Raw genomic sequence first — 12,669 nt, forward strand, 5'->3', positions numbered from 1 at the left:
CGGAGCAACTTCCCTGCATGGAAACTCCGGTTGCCCTGCGACGATTCAAACATATATGCCGGACAAATCTAAACAATCACCTTAACAAAGGTGTTTCTCTCATAATAAATTCTTAATTTTGTCACGTTGAATCAAATTTAATAAACATACTATGTTGACAACAATGATCATCGTGTTCCTGGTCGGATATTTGCTTATTGCTCTGGAACATCCGCTAAAAATCAATAAAGCGGGAACAGCACTCCTGACCGGAACAATCCTTTGGGTTTTATATACATTGGGCTCTCCACAATTTATCCCGACCGCTTCGGCTGAGGAATTTAAACTTTTTTTAGATGCATTTCCGTTTATGAAGGATCTGCCCTACGCAGACCAGTGCATCCGCTTTGTCATCGACCACCAGATACTGGACAGTATCGGCGAGATAGCGGAAACTCTGATTTTCCTGATCGGGGCGATGATCACCGTGGAGTTGGTCGATTCCCACGGAGGATTCATGTTTATCACCAACCGTATCACCACCAACAGCAAACGGAAACTATTGTTCGTCATTGCCACGATCACATTCTTCATGTCGGCTGTCCTGGATAACCTGACTACATCTATCGTGATGGTTATGTTGATCCGGAAACTGATCGGTAACTACAAAGAACGCTGGATTTTCGGCAGCATCATCGTGATTGCCGCCAATAGCGGCGGGGCTTGGTCGCCCATCGGCGACGTAACGACGATCATGCTGTGGGTAAGAGGGAATATCTCGACTTCGGCAACGATCCCGCATCTATTCCTGCCGAGCCTCGTATCAGCATTGGTTCCGGTACTGATCATATCCCGCTATTTGCACGGGAAAGTTACACCGCCCAACGCTTTCGAGGAAAACCGGGACAACCTATTATTAAAGGTATTGAAAGCAAACGAGAAACTGGCGATCCTTTGTATCGGCGTATTCTGCCTGTTGTTCGTTCCGGTATTTAAAACAATCACGCATCTGCCCCCGTTTATGGGGATTTTGATGGGAGTCGGGATCTTGTGGGTATTCACTGAATTGATGTACCGGCGGACACCCATCAACGAAGACCTTAAACTCCGTTTATCAAAAGTTGTCAGCCGCATCGACGGGGCTACCCTGATGTTCTTCCTCGGTATCTTGCTGGCTGTGGATGCGCTGCGCTGTAGCGGAGTTTTGGGCAGTTTTTCCATCTGGTTGGACGATACGATCGGCAACGTTTATGCCGTCAACCTGATTATTGGAACGCTCTCTGCCATTGTCGATAACGTTCCGCTCGTTGCCGGAGCCATCGGCATGTATCCGGTTGCCTCGGATGCGATGGTTGCGACGGCTGCCGATCCGGTTTATATAGCCCATTTCGTACAAGACGGCGTGTTCTGGCAATTCCTTGCCTACTGTGCAGGTGTGGGCGGCAGTATGCTGATCATCGGGTCGGCAGCCGGAGTCGTCGTGATGGGATTGGAAGGTATTAACTTCATCTGGTATCTGAAAAGAATCTCGCCGCTTGCTTTGGCAGGCTATTTGTCGGGGGCAACTGTCTATATCCTGCAAAATATGATCTTAGACATATAGGTTCGAATATTCATCATGGGATCTCATCAAAAATTCGGATGACAGCCCGCTGCCTTGGTTCACGGAAACATTCCCGGAAATGACGATTGAGCGAATTGAGTAGAAAGAATTTCTGTCGACGGGACAAGTTTTAGTATATTTGTCCCCCAATTATCATAACGAACATACAAATGAATATCATTTCTAAACTATTTAAAAAGAAAGAAGAAACAGAAGTCGTATCGAAAGGCTCCGTCGAGGAGTTCGTTACGCTCATCCGCGTGTACTACCAGGCGGTTATGGCTGTGCAGTTAGGTATCACCAACCTCAACATACTGAACGATATGGCGTTGTTCAAACGAATGTTGAAGATTCCGACGCAGAACAACAAGTTGGGTATTGCCGAAAAATCCCGTTCCCGTAAAATCCTGATACAGGAATACGGACTGAACGAAAACTTCTTTAAGGAAATCGACGCTTCCATTAAAAAGAACTGCAAGACGCAAAACGACATCAAATCTTATTTCATCATGTACCAGGGGTTCAACAACGACCTGTTCTCCCTGCTTGACAACCTGATGCAATGGAAGTTCCGCTTCTCCATGTTGGTAAAAAAGCTGTTATATTCGCAGACACAGAAGACCATCCACGAAATCGTAACCCGCTCGGAATGGAAAGATGTCGGTGTGCAGAAAGTTGCCTGGAGAATACGGAAATACAAAGAGACGCTCGGCTATTCGGAAGAATGGATGACCGACTTCGTGTATAACGTCGTACTGATGGCAAAAGAGGATGCCAAAAGAAAGAGGAAAGAAGACAAATAATATGGTTGTAGAGCAGCATCCTTTAGGATTCTTCCTTCCGGAAAACACGAAGTTATTGATGTTAGGCAGTTTCCCGCCTCCGCGCACCCGCTGGTCGATGAATTTCTATTATCCGAATATCCAAAACGACATGTGGCGGATACTCGGATTAATCTTTTATAAGGATAAAGAATATTTCTTAGAGACTAAAAAGGCTTTCAGCGAAGAGAAAGCAAAAGCCTTCTGCCGGGAAAAAGGGATCGGAATCGGTGATACCGCCGTGGAGATTATCCGCCTTAAGAACAATGCATCCGACAACTTCCTACAGGTTGTCACCCCGCTGAACCCGGTTGAAGTATTGGCAAAAATCCCGGAATGTGAAGCAATTGTCGTAACGGGACAAAAGGCGATGGACACACTAATAACCATGCTCCCTCCGGTAGAAGAGCCCAAAGTCGGCTCCTACTCCCGTTTCATCCTGTCAGGCCGCATTTTCCGCCTCTACCGTATGCCCTCTTCCTCACGTGCTTATCCCAAGCCTTTGGAGGAAAAGGCAGCAGTGTATAAACGGATGTTCGAGGATTTAAGAATGGTGTAATGGTTGTTTCGTAGGGGCAGGGCTTTGCTCTGCCCATTGAATCCAGGCAAGGTGGACATTCTTTACATCGGGCGGAGTAAAACCCCGCCCCTACGGTAAATCATCATTTACCCGCAATGAAAATACCGGTTTACCAATTCAAGCATTCCTTCCGGATCATTTTTCAGGTCTTCACGCAATGTCGTGTCATTATAACTTTCCAGTTTCTTAATGATACCATCGATCATACTCGGACTAAAGACATTATGCTGTTCGAATACCGCCCTCTGCTGTTGCAGGCGTTTGGCTGAAGCGGCACAGCTATCCGGCAACTGATCCAATGTTTCCAGACGCGCCTTGTTTTCTTCCTGATGAATATTCACGTTCACATACGTCTTTTCTGCCACATCCAAAGCATCCGGGATTTCAAATCCATACCGGCAAGCAACCGCCAGTCCCGCCAGCAACTGATATAAATCAGCCGATCCGTCCGGTGAACGCATCTCGACCGTCTGCTTCTGTGCCGTATCATAGTGGCTATCTGCCTCCAACGGATTTGCAAGCGAACACATATCCTTCTTGGCAGCCCATCCTAACGGGACGCGCACCAATACGGAACGGTTACGATCGCCCCAACAAATATTCGTCGGAGCCTCCTGGTGAGGAACCAGACGGAAATAGGAGGTCGGATTCGTATTACCGAAAGCCGTAATAGACGGAGCCAGCTTCATCATACCCGCAATCGCTTTACGGGCTGTTTCCGACAAAACGCCATCCTGCAGCATCCGGTTCTTGCCATCCTTCATAATACGCATATGTATATGCAGGCCGGAACCCGCTTTTCCCGCCGTTATCTTCGGGGCAAACGTTATATTTAATCCATATTCGTATGCCAGATTACGGATCACCCATTTAGCGATCATCAACTGGTCGGCAGCATCTTCCACCCGTGTCGGCAGGAACTCGATCTCATTCTGTTCATAGATTTTACCATTCAATGTAAAATTACCGACTTCCGAATGTCCGTATTTTATCTGTCCTCCCGCTTGTGCGATGTATTGCATACACTGCGTACGGAACTGATTGAATTTGGCATAAGGCCCCGATTCATGATAACCACGCTGATCGGTTGCCGGGAATAATTCTTCCTCTTCCGCAATCACATAATATTCCAACTCTCCCATCGCCTCGAACTCCATACCGGTCACATCCGTAAAAGCCTTGCTTGCCTTATGCAATGTATATTCAGGCGAACTTTCCAGCGGTTCCCCATCCTTATTAAAGAACGAGCACAGCATACTCAATGTCGGCAATTCTGAAAACGGATCGATAAACGCCGTACGGAAACGCGGAATCACATACAAGTCACTGCTACCCGCCTCGATAAACGAGAATAGGCTGGAACCGTCCACACGCTCCCCGCAAGTCAGGATTGCGTCCAGATAGGCTGCATTGTTAATAACAAAATTCAATGTTTTCAAACGCCCGTCACCGGCAGGATACATAAAATTCACCATCCGGATATTCTTATTCTTAATATACGATACGATATCCGCCTTTGTAAATTCGGAAGATGGCTTTTGGAGAAACTCAACCAAGAGGTTGGCATTCATGTCTAATTCGTCTTTCATGTCTTTGTTGATTGTTTAAGATTACTCAATGTTCACAAATATATTCAAAACATTCCCAATATACAAAACAAGGAAAACCTTTTATATTCGATTTATCTTTCTTATCTTTGTAAAGGCTGACAATAAAAATAAAGTTTATGGTAAAAGAGATTAGCATAACGGATATGTATATGAGTGTTCTATCCTCCCTCACTGCAGACGAAAAACTTGATTTAATCAGCAAACTTTCCGAATCTCTCAGAAAGACAAAGAAAGAAAAAAAAGTTGCTGTTGACCCTTTCGCTTGTTACAAAGGAGATTGGGATGATAATCTTCCACGTACATTCACTCGAAAAGTAGAATCTTGGTAAATACAACATGAAAAATATCTACTTGACACAAATGTTCTTATCTCTATGTTCAAGAACAAAGGAAGAGTTCGCCAGCATATAATGGGCAGGTATTCAAAACTGTTTTATTTCTGAAATATCTATCGCAGAACTATTTTATGGTGCTGCCAAAGGAGGAAAGCGACAGAATATGGATGATGTAACAAATGTTTTTACAGCAATTTGATGTGCTACCTATTTTCCCTAATCTAAAATCTTATGGGCAAATTAAGGCCAGCCTTGAATGCAAGGGACTACGAATTGATGATTTTGATATCCTCATAGGAGCCACAGCTCTCCAAAATAAACTCGTTATGGTCACTGCTAATATCGGGCACTTAAATCGCATTCCAAACCTTAAAATTGAAAATTGGGAATAAGAAATTTGTTTATTCAAAATATTCTCTTACCTTTGCACCCGCAAACACGGAAGTAGCTCAGTCGGTAGAGCACTGGTCTCCAAAACCAGGTGTCGGGAGTTCGAGCCTCTCCTTCCGTGCAAATGGAAATCATCTTGATTTCAGCAACTCTGCAATCTGCTCTCCAAACACAATATTTAATATCTGGTCTTTTTTATCGCTGTTCAATTTTATTTGCAGAACAGCTTCGGTCGACATATCATTTCCTTTAGAAGGGACATATTTATCCGGAAATGTTATAATATCTATTACAGAGACCTGCAGCACCTTTGCAATTTGCAATAAAGTATTATACTTCAATTCCCGTTCTCCTGACATAATCAGACTGAAGCCAGCTTGTTTCATTCCGATCTGTGCAGCAATATACTCTTGCGAATAGCCTTTGTTTCTTCGAATTGTATCTATATTATCTAATATACCGTTCATATAACCAAATTAGCGATTGTCTTAAAACAAAATAAGTGTATCGCGCAATATTTTATTGCAATTATTTTTGCATATATAACATTTTGCAATATCTTTGCCGCAGATATAATTTAAAACTATTAACAAGGGATGTGTTTACTTTAAGTAAAAGGCCTTTCTTTCAATAGTTTGTTAACTTAAAAAGAATTCATTATGAGACCAATAGTCATTCAAACACAAAAGAAAAGTTGTATTGCTGAATTTATCAGCTGTACGGTTTGTGGTACAATCATCGAAAAACGGCTTAATTACTTTTAGCAACCACCACCTTATTGTAATATTTTCCAACAAGCAGCAATTAAATTTTCTAAAATATATGTTCAACTTAATCCCAATTGCCTATGATATAGCAAAAGTCTAATTCTAATTTTTTAAATCGGATAGCAATATCCTTATTGTTTTTTTAACCTTATATTCATTTAATAAAGAAAGAACATGAAAGACTCTTCTTTGAAAACACATTCTAAACGAAGCGGTATCATAAACAACCTCTTCCGAATGTTAACCTTATTACTTTTTGTACTATGTACAACAGTTGTTTTTGCACAACAAAAACCTATCAAAGGTACAGTTGTCGATGCAACAGGCGAACCGCTTATCGGCGTAAACGTATCTGTAAAAGGTACGACTATCGGTACGATCACCGACGTCGATGGTAAATACTCATTGGAAGTTCCTGCAAAAGGGACACTTGTATTCTCTTTTATCGGCTATAAAACTGCTGAAATTCCTATTGGCAGCCAAAGCGTAGTGGATCAAACATTAAACGAAGACACCCAGAATATCGACGAAGTTGTAGTCGTGGGTTACGGCGTTCAGAAAAAAGCATCTCTTACTGGTGCTGTCGCCACTTTGAAAGGTGAAGAACTGAAAGCCTCTCCGACAACCAACCTTACCAATGGTATGGTTGGCCGTATGCCAGGTGTGATCGGTTTCCAACGTTCAGACGAACCGGGAGGCGGCGGAACAACCATCCGTATCCGTGGTACAAACTCTTTGGGAAGCAAAGACCCGCTGATCGTTATTGACGGCGTGCCGGGACGTGCCGGAGGTTTGGACCGTATCAACCCCAATGAAATCGAATCCATCTCCGTATTGAAAGATGCAGCCGCAGCCATCTACGGTTCACGTGCTGCAAACGGTGTAGTTTTGGTAACAACCAAAAGAGGTAAAGAAGGGAAACCTACTATCACCTATACCGGCAATATGGGGTTTGCATCTCCCACACGCTTACCGGAAGTTTGCGACGCTTACGAATATTCTGTTTTACTGAACGAAATCAGTACAAACGCTGGTGGTTCCCCGAAATACACGGCAGAAGACCTCGAACTTTTCCGCAACGGACAAGATCCTTGGGGACATCCCAACACCAACTGGTATGACGAAGCAATCAAAAACGTTTCTCCTATCTACCGCCACGATGTCAGCATCAGCGGAGGTTCCGACAAGTTTAAATTCTATCTGAATTTAGCTGCTAACGGCGAAGACGGTATTTATAAAAAATCTGCCAACCGCTATGACCAATATAGCATTCGTGCTAATATCGATGCTAAAATCAACCAATACATCGATCTTTCCTATGGAACTATTTCCCGTATGGAAATCCGTCACTATCCGACTTACGGAGCGACCGATATCTTCAGCGCATTAGTTCGTTCGAAACCGAATCAAACGGGTTATTGGCCTTCAGGTGAACCGGGTCCGGATATCGAATATGGCCACAATCCGGTAGTTATGGGTACAGATGCAACCGGTAAGGATAACCAAAAAGACTACTACTTGCAAAATACATTGAAGATCAACATCAAAATTCCGGGTGTGGAAGGTTTAACATTGACAGGTAGCGGAACATACGATAAATACTTCAAAAACCGCCACTATTTCAAAACTCCTTATATGCTTTATTCCTGGGATGGCAATGAAGAGCACAAACTATCAGCAGGTCAAAAAGGTCCGGCAACACCTGAATTAACAGAAGAACGTACGGATCAGACTTTCTGGATGGCAAATGCGGTAGCCAACTATAACCGTACATTCGGTGACCATACCATTGGTGTTACCGTAGGTCTTGAAGCAGAGAAAAGAGATCAGAATTTCGTGAAAGCTTTCCGTAAGTACTTCCTGTCTTCTTCCAAAGAAGACATGGACTTGGGTGGTGTCAGTGAAATGACCAATTCGGGAAATTCATGGAAAGAAGCCCGTCTGAACTATTTCGGACGCGTATCTTACAATTATCTGGAACGCTACTTGGTTGAATTTGTTTGGCGCGCAGATGGTTCTTATCGCTTCCCTACAAACAAACGATACGGATTCTTCCCCGGAGTTTCAGCTGCTTGGCGTGTTTCCGAAGAAGGATGGTGGAAAGAGAATGTACGTTTTATCGATTATTTCAAACTACGCGGTTCTATCTCACAAACGGGAAATGACGCTCTTGTTGACACAAATGGTAACCTGGATCGCTCAATACAGTATTTGAACACATACAAATTTGCGGGGTATTACTTATATGGAAACTCTTATGCTCCCTATTTGGAACCAACCCGTACTCCGAACCCCAATATTACTTGGGAAGTTGGAACAACTTACAACGTTGGTTTAGACTTTAAGTTTTTGCAGAACCGTTTATCATGGGAAACCGATGCATTTTATCACAAGCGTACCAATATGTTGATCTATCGAAACGCATCTCTGCCTGAAACTTCCGGTATCACCTTGCCACGTGAGAACTTAGGTGAAATGTGTAACCGTGGTTTCGAATCATTGATTAGTTGGCAAGACCGCGCCGGTAAAGTTAATTACAATGCGTCAATCAATATGACCTACGCAAAGAACAAGATCTTGTATTGGGATGAAGTTCCCGGTGTTCCGGAATATCAACAATCGACAGGGCACTTGGCAAACACAGATCTTTATTATGTATATGACGGTGTATTCAAAGATCAAGCAGAAGTAGACGCAACAAAAGCGAAATGGAGCGGCGCTCGTCCTGGAGATATCAAATTCAAAGATGTAAACGGAGACGGAAAGATCGATGCAGACGACAGAGTCCGCAGCAAGAAAAATTCAGAGCCGAAATTTGTAGCCGGTATCACATTAGGAGCCAATTGGAATAACTTCGATTTCATGATGTTGTTCCAAGGAGCTGTCGGCGGTGAAACGTATGTTTGGCGTGAACGTGCCGGTGAAGCAGGAAACTTCTACAAAGAAACATATGAAAACCGTTGGACACCGGAAAACCCGAGCAGTGTTCATCCACGCATATTCAACCGTGAAAATGAATATTGGGTATCCAACAGAAACACCTATTATTTGAAAAACACGGATTATTTACGCTTGAAAAATTTGGAAATAGGTTATACATTCAACCTTCCGGGCATACAAAAGGCCGGTATTTCCAATTTGCGTATTTATGCTAACGCGACAAACTTATTCACGATTGACGGTGTAAAAGTTCAAGACCCGGAAGCAAATGATACAGGTCGTGAATATCCACAAAGACGCGTGGTAAACTTCGGTGCAACAATCACATTCTAAATTTAAGACATTATGAAAAATATTAATAAGATATTAATTGCTTTGGCTCTCGGGTCAACCATATCGCTAAGTTCATGTTCGGACTTTATGGATATTTCACCCTCCAATGAGTATGAAGAAGAAGAAGTGTTCACTTCCGCCGGATTGACAGAAGCACTTGTTAATCGTGTATATACGTATATAAAAGACGGAGCAAAAGAGCATACGACGGACGGCTTGACCGACGATGCCTACTTTACACATAATTACGGACAAATCGCCGTCAACGAAGCGAATGTTTCGGAAAGCGACTTGCAATGGTATGATAATGACAATTGCCCATTCAAATGGTCACATCGATACAAAGGCATACGATATGCAAACCTGATTATCAAAAACATCGGAAATGTACCGCATGACGACAACTATGATTTGAATCAATTAAAGGGTGAAGCCCATTTTCTTCGTGCGTGGTTGTATGCCGAACTTCTGAGAGGTTTTGGAGGTGTTCCTTTAGTAACGGATGTGGTTGGAGATATGAACGATGTAGAAGCCATGAAGCAACCTCGAAACACGATCAAAGAATGTTTGGAACTGATCCTGTCTGACTGTAAAGCAGCAGAAGAAAATTTGCCAGAAACCGTTTCGGATGCAGATCTCGGCCGTGCAACCAAGTATGCGGCAACCGCATTGAAAGCAAGAATACTGCTACACGTGGCAAGCCCATTGTATGCAGATCGCACCATAAACACACTGGCTTGTAACCAGTATGACGGAGACCGAACGGAACTTTACCGTCAAGCAAAAGCCGCAGCCGATGAAGTAATAAACTCCGGTTTATTCGCTTTAGTTAATTGTCAAGGTGGTATCAATACAGAAAGAGCCAATAAATGGAATAAGATCATGACCACCAACAACAGTGAACAGATCTGGACTCGCCAATTTGGTCAATTGTCAATGGATGGTGTTGATCGGAACCAGCTTCCTCTACAACACGGCCCGAACGGTTACCACAACTGGTCAGGTATGACACCGACACAAGACTTGGTTATGGCATTCGAATATGAAGACGGCACCCTCGGAACCGGTATGACCAAGACAGGCGACTACCAGTTAGGCAACCCGTACAACGGTCGCGAACCTCGCTTCTACGCGACTGTAGGTACAGATGGAAACGAATGGGGACGTCCGCGTCCGGCAGATGCAAAAGGTTTGGACCCGACACCATTAGGCCGCTTGCAATGTGGTTACTATGAAGTAACAGACGGCGATGCCAACATCGAACTGACCCTTCCGAACGGCAATACAGTCAAATTCAAAGGGATGAACGGTATTGATACCCGCAAAGGCCCGATCGAAGATTGGAACGGTTCTTGGACCGGTTATTATGAACGTAAGTTGATCGATCCGACTGTCGATGGACAAAACTATCCGCAAAATGTACCTTGGACATTCCTTCGCTTAGCCGAAATGTATTTGGTCGCAGCAGAAGCTTGCGTTGAGTTGAACGAGTTAGAAGAGGCTACCAAATATCTGGATGCAATCCGCGGACGTATCGACCTAAAACCGACAAAAGAAGCTTTGACTGCACAAGGTAAATCATTCAACCAAGCAGATATGCGTGAATTCACACGCCACGAACGCCGTGTTGAGTTTGCCTACGAAGGACACCGCTACTTCGACGTTCGCCGTTGGATGATTGCACCGGAAACAAACAACAAAGAATTGACAGGTGTACTTGTTTTTGCCAGATTGAAACCGGGTAAAACAGCCAATAAGCCATATATCCACAACGAAGAAACATGGGATTACCACTACTATATTCAAAGTTTGAAATTCCGTGAAAACCGTAAATGGGATAATAAGATGTATTTTGCACCGATCTCACGCAACGAAATCAATCGTAACGAACTGCTGGAACAAAATCCCGGCATGAAATAGTAAGAAATCGTCTCCGTTTTAGACGGAGACGATTTCTTTTCAAACTATAAAATCAAATATTAATCTTACACTTTAAAATATTATCAGTACAATGAAACTAATAATTGTAATACTTTTTGTACTACTTACATCAAATTATACAATAGGACAGTCACTCTCTGTTAATAAAACAGAAAATATAGTACCAATGACTTCAACACCATGTGACAATAACACACCTGTATCTGGTTATATATGTCCATCAAGCTTAGGTGCACCTGCTATCAAGTACTATAGAGAAAGTACCGCTGACCACTCATACAGTTTTACAGGGATTTGCTCCGGAGCTACAGAATATGAATGGCATGTACAACCAGAATCAAACGTAGAGAAAATATATTATCGTGGTAACAACGAAATTCTTGTAATTTTTAAAACAAGCAATATGACCACTCATATCGTTTGCCGTGCAAAATGCAATGGAGTTTGGAGTGAATATACTGTAGGTAGTGTCAATATTACTTTTTAAAATATCATTTTAGACTACGTATCATATAGTATAATACATATTATATTAATAGACAATCGAGCCTCTTGTTCAAAATCAAATATATTGAGATTTGGATAAGAGGCTTGATAAATGAAAAAATCATACAGAAAAACCTTAAAACCTAAATATAAACCATACCATAAAAAGAAACCAGCTATTTTATATACTAAACTACAATCAGTGTCATTATTACATTTTGCACATATATACTTTTCTTATAAAATGACAACTTTCTAATTATCCACATATTACATCTTTACAGACAGCCTCTTCTAAATTACAAAACGCAATAAACAATTACACGCCCAAACATTTTTATACATTTATTTTGATTCAATCTCATTTTTGTCCACTTTTGCTCCCGGAACAAGTTCAAAAATGTTAACAGGGCTTGTGTTTCTTTACGGAAACATCTCCATAAAAAACTCAGTGTTAACCTGAAAAGTTAAATAACATGCAGCCAAGTAAAAATTCGTCAATGCAATTATTATTTACATACATACGTCTAATTAAACAGTTATCGCCTATGAAAACATAGCTCAATTCATCTATTCACAAAACGGATAAATCATTATCCATTAATGTTTTTAACCTTATATTCATTTAATATCTCTAAAACATGGAAAGATATTCTTTAAACCATTTTGTCAGGACGCTTAGCATTTTTCTGCTTTGTGTCATGTTTACAGCTACGGCATTTGCACAGCAAAAAACTATAAAAGGTACCGTAGTGGATGCGACCGGTGAACCTTTAATCGGTGTTAACGTATCAGTAAAAGGGACTACAATCGGTATAATTACCGACATTGACGGTAATTATACGTTGGAGGTACCCTCCAACGTATAATTACCGACATTGACG

10 protein-coding genes and 1 tRNA gene are annotated in these 12,669 nt (G+C 42.3%); 9 read left to right on the forward strand and 2 right to left on the reverse strand.

Annotation, left to right across the window (positions count from 1 at the left end; all coding sequences use genetic code 11):
* Nucleotides 1-151 precede the first annotated feature (151 nt).
* From nhaD to ACPYIV_RS10980, 3 genes are all read left to right on the forward strand, one after another.
* A complete protein-coding gene (nhaD, locus tag ACPYIV_RS10970; RefSeq protein ID WP_293740880.1) occupies nucleotides 152-1,582 on the forward strand; it encodes a sodium:proton antiporter NhaD in 1,431 nt (476 codons plus the stop codon).
* Between the two features lie 170 nt (nucleotides 1,583-1,752).
* Nucleotides 1,753-2,385, forward strand: a complete 633-nt coding sequence (locus ACPYIV_RS10975) for a hypothetical protein (protein ID WP_293731826.1) — start codon at nucleotides 1,753-1,755, stop codon at nucleotides 2,383-2,385.
* 1 nt (nucleotide 2,386) lies between these two features.
* Nucleotides 2,387-2,962, forward strand: a complete 576-nt coding sequence (locus tag ACPYIV_RS10980) for a uracil-DNA glycosylase family protein (RefSeq protein WP_425882984.1) — start codon at nucleotides 2,387-2,389, stop codon at nucleotides 2,960-2,962.
* 107 nt (nucleotides 2,963-3,069) lie between these two features.
* On the opposite strand, the gene ACPYIV_RS10985 is transcribed toward ACPYIV_RS10980, so the two are convergent.
* Nucleotides 3,070-4,572, reverse strand: coding sequence for a glutamine synthetase family protein (locus tag ACPYIV_RS10985; protein ID WP_293740882.1), 1,503 nt, complete (start codon nucleotides 4,570-4,572; stop codon nucleotides 3,070-3,072).
* Nucleotides 4,573-4,709: 137 nt separating this feature from the next.
* Here ACPYIV_RS10985 and ACPYIV_RS10990 point away from each other — a divergent pair, with 137 nt between their 5' ends.
* Both ACPYIV_RS10990 and ACPYIV_RS10995 read left to right on the forward strand, forming a co-directional pair.
* Entirely contained in the window at nucleotides 4,710-4,922 is a 213-nt protein-coding gene (locus ACPYIV_RS10990; RefSeq protein WP_425882986.1) for a hypothetical protein, read from the forward strand.
* A gap of 444 nt (nucleotides 4,923-5,366) precedes the next feature.
* Nucleotides 5,367-5,439: transfer RNA gene (locus tag ACPYIV_RS10995), tRNA-Trp, on the forward strand.
* A 10-nt stretch (nucleotides 5,440-5,449) separates the two neighbouring features.
* Here the strand turns inward: ACPYIV_RS10995 and ACPYIV_RS11000 are convergent.
* Nucleotides 5,450-5,785 carry a helix-turn-helix domain-containing protein gene (locus ACPYIV_RS11000; RefSeq protein WP_293740884.1) on the reverse strand — a complete coding sequence of 112 codons (336 nt, stop codon included), beginning with the start codon at nucleotides 5,783-5,785 and terminating at the stop codon, nucleotides 5,450-5,452.
* A gap of 537 nt (nucleotides 5,786-6,322) precedes the next feature.
* Here ACPYIV_RS11000 and ACPYIV_RS11005 point away from each other — a divergent pair.
* From ACPYIV_RS11005 to ACPYIV_RS11020, 4 genes are all read left to right on the forward strand, one after another.
* Nucleotides 6,323-9,358 (forward strand): SusC/RagA family TonB-linked outer membrane protein, encoded by a 3,036-nt coding sequence (locus ACPYIV_RS11005; RefSeq protein WP_425882989.1) that lies wholly within the window; start codon nucleotides 6,323-6,325, stop codon nucleotides 9,356-9,358.
* A gap of 12 nt (nucleotides 9,359-9,370) precedes the next feature.
* The gene (locus tag ACPYIV_RS11010) at nucleotides 9,371-11,278 is read left to right on the forward strand and encodes a RagB/SusD family nutrient uptake outer membrane protein (RefSeq protein ID WP_425882991.1); all 1,908 of its coding nucleotides are present in this window, start codon (nucleotides 9,371-9,373) and stop codon (nucleotides 11,276-11,278) included.
* Nucleotides 11,279-11,369: 91 nt separating this feature from the next.
* Nucleotides 11,370-11,786: a hypothetical protein gene (locus tag ACPYIV_RS11015; RefSeq protein ID WP_293740887.1), complete on the forward strand. Its 417-nt coding sequence runs from the start codon at nucleotides 11,370-11,372 to the stop codon at nucleotides 11,784-11,786.
* Nucleotides 11,787-12,426: 640 nt separating this feature from the next.
* A complete protein-coding gene (locus ACPYIV_RS11020; protein ID WP_425882993.1) occupies nucleotides 12,427-12,654 on the forward strand; it encodes a carboxypeptidase-like regulatory domain-containing protein in 228 nt (75 codons plus the stop codon).
* Nucleotides 12,655-12,669 lie beyond the last annotated feature (15 nt).

The sequence above is a fragment of the Parabacteroides vesiculifaciens genome, assembly GCF_049860805.1.
Classification (GTDB): domain Bacteria; phylum Bacteroidota; class Bacteroidia; order Bacteroidales; family Tannerellaceae; genus Parabacteroides.